This window comes from Thermonema rossianum DSM 10300, from assembly GCF_000426825.1.
GTDB lineage: Bacteria > Bacteroidota > Bacteroidia > Cytophagales > Thermonemataceae > Thermonema > Thermonema rossianum.
Genome location: NZ_AUGC01000021.1, coordinates 15,064 through 30,233, shown reverse-complemented (window position 1 = coordinate 30,233; position 15,170 = coordinate 15,064). Strand labels below are relative to the sequence as shown.

Below are 15,170 nucleotides of genomic sequence, written 5' to 3'. Positions count from 1 at the left end.
TGCAATTTCCATGGTCCGTAGGGATAGGGCAAGTCGGGACAATACCATACGATATAGTGCCGCCCGCGAAAGTCGCCCTCTGCTTTGTAGCACTTAAACCCCAAGATTTCTTTGGTTTCATTGGGATAAGGTTGCCAATTTATTTGAATCACCTCTTCGTATGCATATTGCCCATATTCATCTATACCCCTTCCTCTAGTAGTATCTACATCTATACATCTGCCTCCTTTTTGGAGGAAAATTCCTCTGCTTTCTGCAAGCTTGGTAAAATCATAGGACACCTCTATCTCTCGCTTTCCTTCCAGAACCTGCCTCTGTATTTCCTCACGCATTCGCTCCTTTTCTTTCTGCCGCCAGCTTTCATAATCCAGTCCGGGACGCACTTCCCAATAGAGACATTCCGAAGGAAGAATCCATGCAACTGCCTCCAAAGAGTTTTTGTTGGTGGCTCCGGGCAATTTCTTTTTATTTTTCCAAGCGGGCTCTTCTATGACCAGATACTCTACTTTTATGGGGGGCTGTGCCCGGAGCATTGCCGGCAGCACAGCTGTCACCCACATAAGAATACCCAAAGCAAGTTTTTTCATACACCTATCTTTTTTTGGTTTTTACTCCAGTATCTGTGAAGCACATGACGCCGCCTCACTGCAAGTAGAAGCTGTACATTTCGCCTTTTTTTTCTTTCCGTTTTCTTTCACTACAATTTTCACCGTACAAGTTCCTGCTGCTAACTCATGGCCTTCATTCGATGAATGCACTGCACTTTTCGAAACAAAAAATAATGCAAAAAAGGCAATGGCAGCAAAAAACAATTTCACCTTCATGACTCTAACTTTTTTAAGGTTACACATTTTTCAAACATGTCCGTTTATTGTAGGAGCTCCCGTAAACGAACAATGCAATAATAATAATAATAATAGCACACAAGTAATTTTTTATTTTTTTTAAAAAACCAAGCTCATCTTTTTTGCTTGCTTATGCTTCTTGTCCTCTTCAAACTTTTCCTTAGCGTTCCGGATTTCCTATTGTCATTCGAGCTTTTTTCCCCTTTGTCATTTCGAGCGTAAGCGGGAAATCTCTTTTACCTTTTGTGGCTTGGTACGGTGAGATTTCTCATCTCACTGCGTGAGATGAGAAATGACAGGCTATGCTTGATGCTTCGTTCAAAGAATGGCGGGCTTGAGTTGTGGAATGAAAAGCTTGGTTGTGCCCATACAAAACTTAGAGAAAGGGACAAGTTTATCCTCTTGGGTTTGCCAAACCGGTTTCACACCCCATGCCACACTCCTCTCCTTCTTGTTCTATTTCAAAAGTGGCATGCGCAATACCCAAATGGTCTAAACGATGCCGTAGCTCTTGTTTGAGAGTGCACAAACGCTCGCGGCTCAGTCCGGGTATCACCACCAAATGAACCGTCAAGATGTGGTATTGCCCGTCTAAAGACCAAATGTGCAGGTCATGCAGATTCAATACCTCATCCGGCGTTTTGAGCAGGTGCACGACTGCTTCGTAGTTTATTTCACGAGGCACGGCCTGCATCACCACCTTAATAGCCTCCAGCAGCTTGCGTACCGCGTTGTAGCATATCACCACCGAAAGCAGAAGCGACATGACGGGATCCACCCACGCCCATGCCTGCCAGTGCATAAGCAAAGCCCCAAGCAAAACCAACGCCCATCCTGCCACGTCTTCTATCAAATGCCATGTTACCACTTTTTCATTCAACGACTGCCCGTGACTTAGGCGGTACGCCGCCCAACCGTTGACCAAAACGCCCAGCACTGCCAAAGGTATCATGGAGGCAGTGTGGGGAAGCACCGGATGCTGCAGGCGCTCCACGGCGTGGATGATGATGGCTATGCTCCCGGAAAGCAATATGCAGGCACTCACTATAGCCCCAAAGACAGAATAACGCCCATAGCCATAGGAATAGCGGCTGTTGCCCTGCTTTCGAGACAAACGCTCAAAGTACCACGCCAACCCCAGCGCAATGGTATCGCCCAAGTCATGCAAGGCATCGGACAAGATGGCAATGCTGCCGCTCCAATATCCGCCCCCAATCTCTATAATCGTGAAAACGGCATTCAACCAAAAGGCTGTGCGTATATTGTCATGGCTGCCGTGTGCATGATGGTGTTGGTGCCCCATAGTAGCTTTACGCCTCCTGTTGATGGTTCAACAAATATATCTATTTTTGCAGGCAAAAAAAAATATTGCTGTGGGAAAAAACAAATTAGCCCGTTTTAAAGAAAACGAAGAAAACCCCTTGGTTGTGCAGGCAGGCAAGCCTTTCTTTGAAAACTGCAAAGGCAAGTGGCGTAGCGACTTTTTCAAGAACGACAACCCCATATGCCTTGAGCTTGCCTGTGGACGTGGTGAGTATTCCGTGGGTTTGGGACGCCTCTTCCCTGACCGCAATTATATTGGCATTGATATCAAAGGGGCACGTTTATGGAAAGGGGCATCCATCGCCCGGCAAGAAGGGCTAAAAAACGTGGGCTTTTTACGCACCTTCATCCATGACCTGGATAAGTTTTTTGCACCGGATGAAGTAGATGAAATATGGCTGATTCACCCCGACCCTCGCCCCCGCAAGCGGGACATACGGCGCCGCCTCACCAACCCGCGCTTTTTAGATATTTACCGGCGCATCATGAAAATTGACGGATGGGTAAAGCTAAAAACCGACAGTGCCTTGCTGTATGAATACACCCTCGAAGTGCTGAGCGAGTATCCTGTCCGTGACCTTGAACATACCGACGACCTGTATAACAGCCCCCTTTATGCAGAGCATTACGGCATACGTACCCGCTACGAAGAAGAGTTTACGGCGCAAGGGCACAAAATTCATTACATCAAGTTCCGTTTTGCCGAAAAATCCCCTGCTGAATAAAAGTAGAAAGACGGGTGCTTGCCCGTCTTTTTCGTTGTGCCTACTGTTTAATGAAAGCATAGCGTAGCTTCACGACCCACTCGCGCGAAGGCGCGGGCGTAGGTGCCATGCCGCCTGCGTCGTAAGGCACCAGAAAAGCATAATTTGACCCCAAGAGGTCATACACACCGGCTCCCAACTCCAACCCCTTGACTATGTTCTTCACCCGCACATACAGGTTGAGCAACAGCACCGGGTCAAAGCGGCGCATGCGGTAGTCTGTGCCGTCGTAATAGTCGAAAGCATAGCGCTCACCCAGATACAAGTTGTTTACATGCACGTTTACTTTTTCGCTCAGGGCATAATCCAACAAGAGCCCCAGGCGGTGTTGCGCAAATGCCTGCATGGCTGCCGGCACTTTTGTTGCGGGATTGGCAAAATACTCCGGCAATACGGGATACAACTTATCATTCTCTTTGCCTTTCGTAGTGTAAAAAGAGTAATTCAGAGACACCTTCAATTGTGATTGCACCCATTTAACTTCAGTTTCCAACCCCCGCGTTCCCAGTTTATCGCCGTTTTCATAGCCATATAAACCGCCGGTATAATACAAAGGCTTGTCAATGGTGATATCATACAGGTTTAAAGTCCAAAACAAAGAGCGCATCGGCTGATAGCCCACTTCTGCCTCCAATACGGTGGCATATTCCGGTTGCACCGCCGGGTTGGTAGAACAAATATTGGGTGCCCGGAAGGCACGTGACGCCAGCAACTTTGAATGAAACTTTGTTCCTACGAAAGTGAGTCCGGCTCTGGGCACGAAAGCATTGCCATAGCCGGTGTGGTAGTCGTCGCGCAAGCCCAAAGTAAAGGTCCAGCGGTTGCGTTGCCAAATGGCTTGCAAATAGCCCGTGTAGTTGTAATAAGTAACTTCTGGCAAACGCGAAGCGTCGTCAGGGCTGGGGATTTCCGTAGAAAGTGAAGGGTCCGGTTCATAATACAAGACCTTGGCATAATCTTGATAAACCTGCCCCCCGAAGGTGACGTCCCAGCCGTTTCTTTCCTCACCACTTTGGAAATTGCTTTCCAAGCCCAGCAGCGTACGGCGGGCGGTGCGGTTGCTCCACTCAAATACGGTGGGATCGTTCGACACCCAAGGGTGCTGCCAGAGGTACTGGAAAAGCGGGCGCAACTGCCACCTTTCAGCAAGCTTCCAACGATATTGTGCCTGCAAGTGGTGATAGTCGGTCAGGTGGTCGGTATCGTCCGCCAAAGCTACTCCATAACCGTTGCGATGCCGCAAATGATAACTGTCGTTCAGGTAATTTAGTTGGAAATCTCCCTTTTTAATACCTACAAAAATATTGCGTGTTTGAATACGGGAATTATCCTCCATTTCGAATGTATTCCCCAATATATCACGGTAGGTTTTATCGCTTCGCACCCCCTGCAAGTAAGAGGCAGACAGCGACACGTCCCAGTCTCTTCCGAGGGGCTGCCCCCAAGAAAGCGTCAGACGGCTGCGCCCGGGTGCTTCCTGCATTTGCCCGTGCATCAGGCTTGCTTCAGCGCCATTCAGCTCATGGTCCACAGTTACTATATTGATTACGGCCAACTCTGAAGTCCCCCCGTAAATAGCCGAGCCGGGACCACGGATGATTTCGATACGCTTGATTTGGTCCGGGTTGAAGCGATGCCCGAAAAGTACATTCCCAAACAGCAAGTCGTTCATGGGCGTGCCGTTCAGAAATACCGATGCCTTGCCTTCGAAGGCATAAATACCGCGTATTCCCAAGCCGACAGCCCCTTGAAGGTCTCCGCCAAACTCAAAACCCGGCACCAAGCGCAAAATATCGATGAGGTCACGCGCACCGCTGTTCCTGATTTCTTCTTGTGTGATGACACTCACCACACCGGGGGTTTCGCGTATGCTCAATTCCTTTTTGGTGGCTACACTTACGGGTATATCCATCAGCTCTTCAATAGAGAGTTGAAAGAGTTCATCGCCCAGGCGCTTGGGTTCTCCGTCTTGTTGTGCATAAAGGGAAAGACTCAATCCCATACTGCACACTACCGCCAACAGATGTTTTCTTTTCATGTACTTCCTGTTTTAGCCAAATCACTTATACCTAACTTAGCTAAAAGTAAGAATTAAAAATTCAAAAATCAATATAATTTCAAAAAAATTACATCACAAATGACGGTAGCGCTCCGGCTTGAGATCGTAACGGTCAAAGTAGCCTTTGTCATCCAGGAAATGAGCTATCTTTTGTACGATTTCATCCAGACGGCTGCTGGCTTCTTTTAACAAAGGCAACCAAATGTTCAACTGTTCCGGGGTCTGATTTTCTTCTTGCTCCAGTATCTGAATGATGCCCAATATATTACACAAAGGACCACGCAGCAAATGCGCATTCACAAATGCATATTCTGCCAACTGTTTGTTTTGAACCTCCAGCTGGTGGGTTCGCTCCTGCACCAGCGCCTCCAGATTACGATTCATCGCAAGGATTTCTTCTTGTTGGCGTTTTAGCAGCGCGTTTTGCTCTTCTATTTCCTCTTTTTGTCTTTTGATTTCTTCCTGGAAGGCGCGTCGTTCGGCTGCATGCTGCACCATATCGAAGACGTCCACTACCGAGCGGGCAAACAGTACATCTTCGGCCTCCCACCCGCGGCGCTCATCTTGATTTTCAAAACAAAGCAAGCCATAGAGACGGTCTTCACGCACAATAGGCAGCCACATAAAAGAAACAATGTGGTGGCGCTGTAAATAATCCCGGAAAGCATCGTCGTCTTCTATGTCTATTTCCCGGATGCTTTCCACACACCAATGCTGCTCCACTATTAAACCGGAGAGACGGTCAACAACGCCCCGTAAAGGCACTTCTTCTTTTTCAAAAAGCACGCGCCCCTTTTGCTCTTCATAAAAAGCCATAAGGTGCAGCTTATGGTTGCGCTCATGCCATTTCCAAAGCGACAAGCGCGTGACACTGATTGTTTCGGCAGCAGTCAGCAGCAAATACTCGATGGCCTCCCTCCACAAGCCTTCCCTTACAAACTTGTAGTGCGCCATTGTCCACAACACCTTGCTGTAAAAACGGATACGGCCACTGCGGCGCATTACCTCGTCATACTGTTTCTCAAGCAGCTCTTTTTGTTGCTCTATCTTTTTTTGCTGCATCGAAAAAGTCTGCTCTTGCTGTAAGATACGAGCCTTTAATCCCTCTACCTCATCGGTAAGTGATGCCACCCGCTGCAAAGCATCTGCTTCACTCTTTATAAAGCGCTCTTTCAACGCATCGACCCACGCAATCATGACATGAGAAGCAAAAATCAAAAGGGGCAAATAACTTTCACTCAACAAAACTAAAATGGCAATCCAAGCTGCTGTTATGACAAGATGAAGCCGGCGCTTCTTCTTTTTATCGTTTATATACGGAAATAAAAAGTATGCAAAAAAACAGCCTACCAAAGCATATATGGTGCTAAGTGCAACGCTTTGTTCCATGAAAAAGAAGCTCCCCCGGAGCATTTCTACCGACTGCCCCACCAATAGCAGCAAAATAATTACCGAAGACAACTTTACCCAATCATAGCGCAGCAAAATCAACAGCAGTATCCAGCCGGTTGTAAGGAATAAAAATAAAAAAGGCGGTGCAATGGCCGGCGCATACCAATAACTTACTCCGCGCAGTATAGAAACCACGATACCACAAACAACTACATACCACTGCAGGTCCAACAACTCTTGTTGCTCTTGCTGCAAGCGCACCCGGTGAAAAAATGCAAAAACAGGTTCCTCCTTTGTTTGCTGCATGGTTTTTTGCATTGTCATTTACACATAGGGACTTTTCATAAAGTCAACTCATTGAAATATAAAAATAATTGACACGAATGGCAAATTATGTTTGCCTAATATGCCGTTTATAAAAATCGATGGCACGCTCCCGTGCACTTGCATGCTCTACCACAGGCTTGGGATAGTCTTTGGTTTGCCATTCGGGCACCCAGCGGCTGACAAAGCGGTTGTCAGGGTCGAACTTTTTCTGTTGAGTCCATGGGTTGAAAATACGGAAATAAGGGGCGGCATCGCAACCCGTACCGGCTGCCCATTGCCAGCCTCCATTATTCGAAGAGAGCTCGTAGTCCAATAGCTTGCTTGCAAAATAGGCTTCACCCAGGCGCCAATCGATAAGCAAGTGCTTGCAAAGAAAAGAAGCCGTAAGCATGCGCAGACGGTTGTGCATATAACCGCTTGCATTGAGTTGACGCATACCGGCGTCCACCAGTGGATAGCCGGTAGTGCCTTCACACCAACGCCGGAAGAGTTCCTCATTTTGCTGCCAAGGAATGTGGTCATAAGCTTCTTTGAAGGCATGGGTAACGACCCGCGGATGATGCCATAAAATCATCATAAAAAACTCCCGCCAAATCAACTCATTCAAATAGGTAGCATTCCATGCTTGGGCTTTGCGCGCCAGCTCCCGTATGCTGACAGTACCAAAGCGCAGATGCACACCCAAGCGGCTTGTACCTTCATCGAGTGCGGGCAAATCACGCGTGTTATGATAATTGCGGATAATGTCTTCGCGAATTTCACAAGGGGGAAAAACAAAAGATTTTGCCCGGAACCCCATCGCCTCCAAAGAAGGCATGGGCAATTCTTCGCCCGGTTTCAAAAAAGAAGAAAAGTATTTTTCCGTGGGGTAAGACCTCAAATAAAAATCATTGAGCTGTGCCTTCCACTTGCGGGCATAGGGGGTAAAGACAGAATAAGGGGTGCCGTCGCTTTTCACTACCTCCGACTTCTCGAATATCACCTGGTCTTTGAATGTGTAAAAAGGGATATGGTGTGTTTTCAATAATTCCGCCACTTCATTGTCACGCTTGCGCGCATAGGGCTCATAGTCATGATTGGCATACACAGCTTCCACTTCGTAGGTATTTAAGATATGCTGCCAGGCTTGCCCGGCATAATCGTAAAGCACACATAAATCGCTGCCCAAGGCACGCAGTTGCCCTTTCAACTGCCTGAGCTGCTCATGAATGAATTGCACGCGTAGGTCGAACGGCTTTTGTAGGGCATCCAAAATATTACGGTCAAAAATAAAGACAGGCAATACCGCAGAATGTTTACGCAGTGCATGATACAAGGCTGCATGGTCGTGCAGGCGCAAATCGCGGCGCAGCCAGCAAATAGCGAGTCTTTGTTTCATGTGCTTGTCGTTTGGTGAAGCTGTTAAAACAACCGTGTAGTGTAAAAAAAGTTAGCGGGAAGCTTCACAAAACTGCTTCCCGCTTTCACACATGAACAAACCCCTCAAGAATGATTCTCTAAACTTCCATGGTTTGCCCATACAATGAAGCAATTACTTCATTGATGCGCATCAAGTCTTCCTCATCAATGCGCATGTCGTCTTGCGGTTTGAACAGAGCCGCAATACTCCATCCGTACTTCTCTTGGAAGTAGGGGCTCAACTGTGTGGCTACCCGTTGCCAAGCCATAGGACTCAGGTGCCCGGTGCACCACGTAACAATAGATTGAAGTTTCATTACCTGCTTTTTTATTTAAAATTTAAAATTGTCACTTATGCTTTACTTATTAATACCCACAAATCAAGACAACATGTCTGTTGGTATTTGCCTCTGATAAAGCAACCGCAGTGCCTCGTTCAACATGCGCACTTCTTCTCCCTCAAACTCATCGGTGGCATCCGGGCACTGCAAACGTTTCAGATCCCGGCCATGCCCTTTTAGGTCCCCGTACATGTGTATCACTATACGCTGCCACGCTACCGGTGATATATTGGCCCCACACCAAGCTTTTATCGTTTCAAGGCTAATTTTCATAACCCCTCCATATAAGTATAAAGTGTAAAAAATTCAATTTGTGATAGAGTTAGTGATGGCAAGCAATGCTTTGCTTAAAGGGGGAATGATATGCTTGATTTAGTGCGGTTAATGTTACAACGTTAAAGAGCAAGCAAAAGTTTACACAATATGTAATGATAATTCATATTTAGAATAATTCTTTACAAAAAAACTCCTTCCCTATTCTCTGTTTTCCAATATGCGTCGCATGCGCCGCAAGGTGCCATACATACCGGCAATCGCCATCTTTTTCTCTACATAAGCCGGCAAAGCCACCTGTACATCAGCCCCAAATATATATGTAATTTTTGAAATATACTGATTCTTACATTGTATGCTCCACTGCCCATAAGCATTTAATATAGGCACATATGCAGAGTTTCCGGAATAATAAGTTGGTTCCACCTGCTGAGTCACAAAGAAAATAGCAGGTCTCTCTCTTTTTACAATATTTTTCATCACCAGCACTCTGTCTTTCCAGGGGAAAGGGAAATGGATAAAAGCACGGCTTATCCAAACGGAATCGCCCCAAGCAGCCAGTGTTTCCATTTGGCGCACCTCATTGACCCACAGATGCCCGCGCGGGCTGTCCTGCAAAAGAGCCAACACCTTATCAGGTGAAGTGCGCACTGTTACCTCCCCTTTTATGAGCAATAGTCCTCGTTGTGTATCATAAGCACTGTAGAGACGGATTGCCTCTTTTTCTTCTTCAAAAGAAAAAACCAATGGTGATTCGATGGACTGCGCCGAAAGTAACCGGCCAAGCAAGCAGAGCCCAAGACAAAGCATCCATTTCCTTGCCATGCGCTCATTATAAAACATCTATTCCCTTGTTATGTCGCATGTATTGCTCCACATCGCGCAGAAAAGCATTCCGATCAGCGGGTGCCATCATACGCAAAGGCACACGCACCCACAAACCTTGCGCTTTATCTACCACAAAAGTAACAGTATGTGCCGTAATGTCCACTTCCGTTACACGGTTCAAATCCAAGTCGTTCTTGGTAAGCAAGCCGGGGTTCACCCACATGCGGTCACCTTCCCACACGACCAAAGGGGCTGCATACAACCAAAAAGCATATACCAAAAACAAAACGGCCGTCATCCAAAAAACATCTGCTTGTGGGTGTTGTTGCGGATTCCAAACTCCCCATATCAATAAAGGAATGGCTATCAAAGTAATCAGGATAGAGCGTACGGGATTGCGTGCATATTTCTTGTTCATGAGACTCATTGATTTTTAAAGGCTATATGAAAACAGACCCCACGGGCAAAATACCCGTGGGGCAAAATTATGCTTTTACGAGAGAAAGAAATGCCCAAGGCATCTTATTTTTTCTTTAAGCGGGCATATACGGCAGGGGGCGAAATAGAAGTATCCAGTTTCAACTCTACCAGGTGCGGGTAATTGCTCACAAAGCGCGACAGCTTGCCATATTGCACGCCCTTGCTTCGCAATACGCCTCCTACCTCTGCAAGATTTGCCCAGCCGTCGGCACGGGTGCACTGCATCACCGCCTCTTTGAGGATGCGTTCAATCTCAAGCGCTTTTTTTTCCGTTAGTTTTTCCATAGCTTTCATTGGTTTAAATTTTCATACGAGGTTGAAAAAATAGCCCTTCAATTTAAGAAACTAACGTGAAAAGAGGCGTTCGAGTTTCAAGAAAAGCGCTCTTGAAGACGTGCAAGCAAATATTCTTTCAATGAATCGTTGCCTACATAGTCGAGCACTTCACCTGCAAATGCCTGTAGCAAAAGGGCTTTAGCCTGTGCTTTGGGGATACCACGCGCGCGCAAATAAAAGAGTGCATCTTCGTCGAGTTGCCCGATGGTAGCCCCATGCGAACACTTCACGTCATCTGCCCATATTTCCAGCTGCGGCTTGGTATTGATGCTTGCCTCCGGTGTGAGCAGAATGGTGCGGTTCGACTGAAAAGCATTGGTTTGCTGCGCATCGGGGCGCACATAGATTTTGCCATTGAACACGCCCGCCGACTGCCCGTCATACACTCCTTTGTACAATTCGTTGCTTTGTGTTTTGGGGGCGATGTGGTCCACTACCGTATGGTGGTCGGTGTGGGCATTGCCACGCAGGTAGGTCAAGCCGTAAAAATGCGCTTCGGCATGGGTGCCTTTCAGGGCAGCGCACAAGTCATGGCGCGCAACATGGCCGCCCAACACAAAAGTCACATTATAGTAGTTGGCATTTTGCTCTACATCTGCAAAGGTGCGCAGCACACGGCTGTGGTGAAACGCTTCGGCTTCGGCAATGTAGTGCTTCATAGAAGCATCTTTTGCCAGATAAGCTTCCGTGATGCAGTTGTGCAAACTGTGTATTGGACTGTCGCCGGTAAAAAAGTATGCACATTCAAGCTGCGCTCCTTCTTCCAAAAGAAAAAGGTGGCGTGTGTTCTCCAGTGTGCTTTGTCCTTCTTCAAAGAAGACAGCCAAGGTTTGGGGCAGGGTTTGCCCACGCTTTACCCACACAAACAAACCGTCAGACCACAGAGCATTGTTCAGAAGCACGAAGTAATCGTCTTGCAGGTGGGTGTGCTTGGCAAAATAAGCCTGCAGCTTGTCTTGATGCTTTTCGAAGGCTTTTTTCAGGCTGCATACTATATAATTGGCGGTCTCGACTTCGGCCGGCTCTACCACTTGTCCGCCTGCCAGACGCACCTTCAAGGCGTCGCCCTGCCAATGGGGCGAGGGAGCGGCGGTCGTTTCACCGGCAGATTCGCCCAGCTTCTTCCAAACACTGCGAATATTGGTGTACTTCCACTCTTCATGACGGGTAGAAGGGACCTCTTGCTGCAACAGCTTTTGAAAAGCGGCTTCGCGGAACCCGGCAGTAGCGGGCATGCCGGCCGCCAGCTGTTGGTAGCGTTCGCTAAGTTGTCGAGAGATGAGTTTAGGTGTTATTTGCGTTGTCATAGTTTACTCAGGGTCAATTAAAATGAAGCGTTGGCATCTACCTCTTCTTTAATCCAATCGTATCCGCGCTCTTCGAGTTCAAGCGCCAACTCTTTGGTGCCGGATTTTACGATACGGCCCTTGTAAAGCACATGCACGTAATCGGGCTCTATATAGTTGAGCAAGCGTTGGTAGTGGGTTACCACAATAAAGGCGTTGTCTTTCGAACGCAACTTATTTACGCCTTCTGCCACAATGCGCAGGGCGTCGATATCCAAGCCGGAATCGGTTTCGTCAAGGATGGCCAGCTTGGGTTCGAGCATAGCCATTTGCAATATTTCGTTGCGCTTCTTCTCGCCACCGGAAAAGCCTTCGTTGAGCGAGCGGTTCACCAAGCTGCTGTCCATTTCAACGAGCTTCATCTTTTCTTTGAGCAGCTTCAGGAACTGCACGGCATCCAGTGGGTCGAGTCCCCGGTACTGGCGCACGGCATTCACAGCCGTTTTCAAGAAGTTGGCAGTAGTAACGCCGGGAATCTCTACCGGGTATTGAAACGCCAAAAACACACCTTCACCGGCTCTTTCTTCGGGCTCTAACTCCAGCAGGTTCTTTCCCATGAAGAGCACCTCGCCTTCAGTTACTTCATAGTCTTCACGCCCGGCCAATACATTGGCCAATGTACTTTTGCCTGAGCCGTTGGGTCCCATGATGGCATGCACTTCCCCCGGCTTCACTTCCAAGTTCAATCCTTTCAGGATTTCCTTTTCTTCTACGCGCGCTTTCAGGTTTTTTATAGACAACATAGAGTATTCGATATTTTAAAATATTGGTTTGCTTCAATTATGAAAAAAGTAAACGTTTCGTAAAGACGGCATCAACCTACGCTGCCTTCCAAAGAGATAGCCAATAGTTTTTGTGCTTCTACGGCAAACTCCATAGGCAACTGTTTCAGCACTTCTTTGGCATAGCCGTTGACAATCAAAGCCACGGCCGTTTCGGGGTCTATGCCCCGCTGTTGACAATAAAACAGCTGGTCTTCGCCTATTTTCGAAGTGGTTGCCTCGTGTTCTACTATGGCAGTGTTGTTTTTCACCTCGATATAAGGGAAGGTATGCGCACCGCACTTGTCGCCAATGAGCAAAGAATCGCATTGAGAGAAGTTGCGGGCATTTTCCGCACGACGGTGCACCTGCACCAATCCACGATATGAGTTCTGGCTCTTACCTGCCGAAATACCTTTCGAAACGATGCGGCTGCGGGTATTTTTGCCAATATGAATCATCTTGGTACCGGTGTCAGCCTGTTGGTAGTTGTTGGTTACGGCCACCGAATAGAACTCACCAACCGAGTTATCCCCTTTCAGAATCACCGAAGGGTATTTCCAAGTGATGGCAGAGCCGGTTTCTACTTGTGTCCAAGATATTTTCGAGTTCTTACCGGCACAGATGCCGCGCTTGGTTACGAAGTTGTAAATACCGCCTTTGCCGTCTTTATCGCCCGGGTACCAGTTCTGCACCGTAGAGTATTTTATTTCGGCATTGTCCAGGGCAATCAGCTCCACCACGGCGGCATGCAACTGATTTTCATCGCGCATGGGGGCAGTGCACCCTTCCAGGTAGCTCACATAAGCCCCTTCTTCGGCGATGATGAGGGTGCGTTCAAACTGCCCCGTATTTTGTGCGTTGATACGGAAATAAGTAGAAAGCTCCATGGGGCAGCGCACTCCTTTGGGTATGTACACAAAAGAGCCGTCGCTAAATACCGCCGAGTTGAGGGCAGCAAAGAAGTTGTCGGTGACCGGCACCACGCTACCCAAATACTTACGCACCAGGTCGGGGTATTCCTGTATGGCTTCGCTGATGGGGCAAAAGATAATACCCAGCTCTGCCAGCTTTTCGCGGAAGGTGGTAATCACCGAAACGCTGTCCATGACGGCATCTACCGCCACGCCGGTAAGGCGCTTCTGCTCTTCGAGCGAAATACCCAGTTTTTCAAAAGTGCGGCGCAATTCGGGGTCCACCTCGTCAAGGCTTTTGGGGCGCTTTTTCTGCTTCGGCGCCGCATAATAAATAAGCTCCTGGTAATTGATGGGGGGATATTGAATATTAGCCCAATGATGAGGTTCTTCCATTTTCTGCCACTGCCGGAAGGCATTCAGTCGCCACTCCAGCATCCAATCGGGTTCATTCTTCTTTTTCGAAATAAAACGAATGATATCTTCATTTAAGCCCTTGGGGGCTGTGTCTATCTCTATATTGGTGGTAAAACCATACTTATAATCCGAATTGATATGCTGCTGCAGAATGTCGTCGGTTGAATGAGGCTTACTCATAGCTTATCTTCTTATTTAGACTAATTTCAATCACTGCAAAATTAACAAAAATTCTCTGATAATGTTTCTTCTACGTTGAAAAAATCTTACTTATCGGGCAATAGATGCGGTCTATTAAAACGCTCTTCGAGCGATATGAGCGTTTCGGTACGCTGCACTCCCGGCAGTTTCTGTAAGCGGTCATGCAGGAAGGTACGCAGGTGCGCCGTGTCGCGGCAAATGGCTTTTAAAAAGATGCTGTAAGCCCCGGTAGTATAGTGCACCTCTACCACCTCGGGCATGGCTTGCAGGGCATCGGCCACGGTTTCGTAATAAGTGCTTTTTTCCAAAAAGATGCCTATGAAGCAGGTGATGTCGAAGCCCAACAGATGCTCGGCAACCTGCAGGCGGCTGCCCAAAATAATGCCTGCCTGCTTCATTTTCTTGATGCGCAGGTGCACCGTACCCGGCGAAACAAATACCTTCTCGGCTATTTCTTGATACGACAGGTCTGCATTCTGCAACAGCAAGTTCAAAATGGCACGGTCGGTGTCGTCTATTGAATATTCTCCCATTTTGGCAACTGTTTTTTACACAAAATTAAAAAATAATCATTAAAACAAGCTAAGAATTGAATAAAATCTATTCTTTTGAAATTTTAAATAAAAAACTTTCAACAAAAACAAAGTTTGTTATATATTTGCAACAAGCAAAAGAACAAAAATTGTAGGGTGATGAAACCGGCAGCCATGCCCGCCGGTCTCGCGGGTGGGGATAAGGGAAAAAGTCGGCTGTCCGGTACTTTCGGGCAGTCTGTGCCGTGACAGCCGCACCTAACCGCCCCGTGGAGGTTCGAATCCTCCCCCTACAGCAAAAAAGCGCCCTGCACGGGCGCTTTTCGTTTTTGCTTCTGTTCAAAAGCACTCAATCGATGGGCACATTCACCGCTTCAATGGCTTTGATTTCGGGCACTGCTTTGCGGATAGCTTCCTCTACCCCGGCTTTAAAAGTCATGGAAGACATAGGGCAAGAGCTACAAGCGCCCAGTAACTCCAGCTTTACCACCAGGTCATCGGTTACTTCCACTACCCGTATGTTGCCCCCGTCCGTTTCCAGGTATGGGCGAATGTTGTCGAGTGCAGCTTCTATGCGTTCAAGAATAGACATAGGTTTGTCCGGATAAGTCAGTTACAAAGATAACAGTATT

At 47.5% G+C, this 15,170-nt stretch carries 17 protein-coding genes; 1 reads left to right on the top strand and 16 read right to left on the bottom strand.

The window, feature by feature from the left end:
• The 3 genes from K384_RS13910 to K384_RS11585 form a co-directional block, all read right to left on the bottom strand.
• The coding region (locus tag K384_RS13910) for a GLPGLI family protein (RefSeq protein WP_038032588.1) at positions 1 to 587 on the bottom strand (587 nt) is incomplete at its 3' end.
• A gap of 21 nt (positions 588 to 608) precedes the next feature.
• Positions 609 to 824: a hypothetical protein gene (locus K384_RS11590; protein ID WP_038032586.1), complete on the bottom strand. Its 216-nt coding sequence runs from the start codon at positions 822 to 824 to the stop codon at positions 609 to 611.
• A gap of 415 nt (positions 825 to 1,239) precedes the next feature.
• A complete protein-coding gene (locus K384_RS11585; protein ID WP_038032584.1) occupies positions 1,240 to 2,148 on the bottom strand; it encodes a cation diffusion facilitator family transporter in 909 nt (302 codons plus the stop codon).
• Positions 2,149 to 2,218: 70 nt separating this feature from the next.
• Between K384_RS11585 and trmB the strand changes: the two genes are divergently transcribed.
• Positions 2,219 to 2,893 carry a tRNA (guanosine(46)-N7)-methyltransferase TrmB gene (gene trmB, locus K384_RS11580; protein ID WP_038032596.1) on the top strand — a complete coding sequence of 225 codons (675 nt, stop codon included), beginning with the start codon at positions 2,219 to 2,221 and terminating at the stop codon, positions 2,891 to 2,893.
• Between the two features lie 40 nt (positions 2,894 to 2,933).
• Here the strand turns inward: trmB and K384_RS11575 are convergent, their stop codons facing one another.
• From K384_RS11575 to K384_RS11520, 13 genes are all read right to left on the bottom strand, one after another.
• Positions 2,934 to 4,970 (bottom strand): TonB-dependent receptor plug domain-containing protein, encoded by a 2,037-nt coding sequence (locus K384_RS11575; protein WP_038032581.1) that lies wholly within the window; start codon positions 4,968 to 4,970, stop codon positions 2,934 to 2,936.
• A 93-nt stretch (positions 4,971 to 5,063) separates the two neighbouring features.
• Positions 5,064 to 6,689, bottom strand: a complete 1,626-nt coding sequence (locus K384_RS11570; RefSeq protein WP_169737652.1) for a GAF domain-containing protein — start codon at positions 6,687 to 6,689, stop codon at positions 5,064 to 5,066.
• Positions 6,690 to 6,774: 85 nt separating this feature from the next.
• A complete protein-coding gene (locus K384_RS11565; RefSeq protein WP_038032576.1) occupies positions 6,775 to 8,088 on the bottom strand; it encodes a cryptochrome/photolyase family protein in 1,314 nt (437 codons plus the stop codon).
• 118 nt (positions 8,089 to 8,206) lie between these two features.
• On the bottom strand, positions 8,207 to 8,425 hold the full coding sequence (locus K384_RS11560; protein ID WP_038032574.1) for a hypothetical protein: 219 nt from the start codon (positions 8,423 to 8,425) through the stop codon (positions 8,207 to 8,209).
• A gap of 63 nt (positions 8,426 to 8,488) precedes the next feature.
• Positions 8,489 to 8,722, bottom strand: a complete 234-nt coding sequence (locus tag K384_RS13780; RefSeq protein ID WP_157630154.1) for a hypothetical protein — start codon at positions 8,720 to 8,722, stop codon at positions 8,489 to 8,491.
• Positions 8,723 to 8,923: 201 nt separating this feature from the next.
• Positions 8,924 to 9,565, bottom strand: coding sequence for an SRPBCC family protein (locus K384_RS11555; protein ID WP_038032571.1), 642 nt, complete (start codon positions 9,563 to 9,565; stop codon positions 8,924 to 8,926).
• Positions 9,555 to 9,968: a hypothetical protein gene (locus K384_RS11550; protein ID WP_038032570.1), complete on the bottom strand. Its 414-nt coding sequence runs from the start codon at positions 9,966 to 9,968 to the stop codon at positions 9,555 to 9,557. Before K384_RS11550 ends, K384_RS11555 begins: the two co-directional genes overlap by 11 nt.
• A 104-nt stretch (positions 9,969 to 10,072) precedes the next feature.
• Positions 10,073 to 10,315, bottom strand: coding sequence for an OST-HTH/LOTUS domain-containing protein (locus K384_RS11545; protein ID WP_157630153.1), 243 nt, complete (start codon positions 10,313 to 10,315; stop codon positions 10,073 to 10,075).
• Between the two features lie 86 nt (positions 10,316 to 10,401).
• Positions 10,402 to 11,673 (bottom strand): Fe-S cluster assembly protein SufD, encoded by a 1,272-nt coding sequence (gene sufD / locus K384_RS11540; protein WP_084147218.1) that lies wholly within the window; start codon positions 11,671 to 11,673, stop codon positions 10,402 to 10,404.
• Positions 11,674 to 11,690: 17 nt separating this feature from the next.
• A complete protein-coding gene (gene sufC, locus K384_RS11535; RefSeq protein ID WP_038032566.1) occupies positions 11,691 to 12,455 on the bottom strand; it encodes a Fe-S cluster assembly ATPase SufC in 765 nt (254 codons plus the stop codon).
• A 71-nt stretch (positions 12,456 to 12,526) separates the two neighbouring features.
• Entirely contained in the window at positions 12,527 to 13,984 is a 1,458-nt protein-coding gene (sufB, locus tag K384_RS11530; RefSeq protein WP_038032565.1) for a Fe-S cluster assembly protein SufB, read from the bottom strand.
• Positions 13,985 to 14,070: 86 nt separating this feature from the next.
• Positions 14,071 to 14,538, bottom strand: a complete 468-nt coding sequence (locus K384_RS11525) for an Lrp/AsnC ligand binding domain-containing protein (RefSeq protein WP_038032563.1) — start codon at positions 14,536 to 14,538, stop codon at positions 14,071 to 14,073.
• Positions 14,539 to 14,887: 349 nt separating this feature from the next.
• Positions 14,888 to 15,130, bottom strand: a complete 243-nt coding sequence (locus K384_RS11520) for a NifU family protein (protein WP_038032560.1) — start codon at positions 15,128 to 15,130, stop codon at positions 14,888 to 14,890.
• Positions 15,131 to 15,170: the final 40 nt, after the last annotated feature.

What these genes read in the sequence shown, in the direction of transcription:
- K384_RS11590 (WP_038032586.1), bottom strand. Translation starts at nt 824, where the DNA reads ATGAAGGTGAAATTGTTTTTTGCTGCCATTGCCTTTTTTGCATTATTT.
- K384_RS11585 (WP_038032584.1), bottom strand. Translation starts at nt 2,148, where the DNA reads ATGGGGCACCAACACCATCATGCACACGGCAGCCATGACAATATACGC.
- K384_RS11575 (WP_038032581.1), bottom strand. Translation starts at nt 4,970, where the DNA reads ATGAAAAGAAAACATCTGTTGGCGGTAGTGTGCAGTATGGGATTGAGT.
- K384_RS11570 (WP_169737652.1), bottom strand. Translation starts at nt 6,689, where the DNA reads ATGCAGCAAACAAAGGAGGAACCTGTTTTTGCATTTTTTCACCGGGTG.
- K384_RS11565 (WP_038032576.1), bottom strand. Translation starts at nt 8,088, where the DNA reads ATGAAACAAAGACTCGCTATTTGCTGGCTGCGCCGCGATTTGCGCCTG.
- K384_RS11560 (WP_038032574.1), bottom strand. Translation starts at nt 8,425, where the DNA reads ATGAAACTTCAATCTATTGTTACGTGGTGCACCGGGCACCTGAGTCCT.
- K384_RS13780 (WP_157630154.1), bottom strand. Translation starts at nt 8,722, where the DNA reads ATGAAAATTAGCCTTGAAACGATAAAAGCTTGGTGTGGGGCCAATATA.
- K384_RS11555 (WP_038032571.1), bottom strand. Translation starts at nt 9,565, where the DNA reads ATGTTTTATAATGAGCGCATGGCAAGGAAATGGATGCTTTGTCTTGGG.
- K384_RS11550 (WP_038032570.1), bottom strand. Translation starts at nt 9,968, where the DNA reads ATGAACAAGAAATATGCACGCAATCCCGTACGCTCTATCCTGATTACT.
- K384_RS11545 (WP_157630153.1), bottom strand. Translation starts at nt 10,315, where the DNA reads ATGGAAAAACTAACGGAAAAAAAAGCGCTTGAGATTGAACGCATCCTC.
- sufD (WP_084147218.1), bottom strand. Translation starts at nt 11,673, where the DNA reads ATGACAACGCAAATAACACCTAAACTCATCTCTCGACAACTTAGCGAA.
- sufC (WP_038032566.1), bottom strand. Translation starts at nt 12,455, where the DNA reads ATGTTGTCTATAAAAAACCTGAAAGCGCGCGTAGAAGAAAAGGAAATC.
- sufB (WP_038032565.1), bottom strand. Translation starts at nt 13,984, where the DNA reads ATGAGTAAGCCTCATTCAACCGACGACATTCTGCAGCAGCATATCAAT.
- K384_RS11525 (WP_038032563.1), bottom strand. Translation starts at nt 14,538, where the DNA reads ATGGGAGAATATTCAATAGACGACACCGACCGTGCCATTTTGAACTTG.
- K384_RS11520 (WP_038032560.1), bottom strand. Translation starts at nt 15,130, where the DNA reads ATGTCTATTCTTGAACGCATAGAAGCTGCACTCGACAACATTCGCCCA.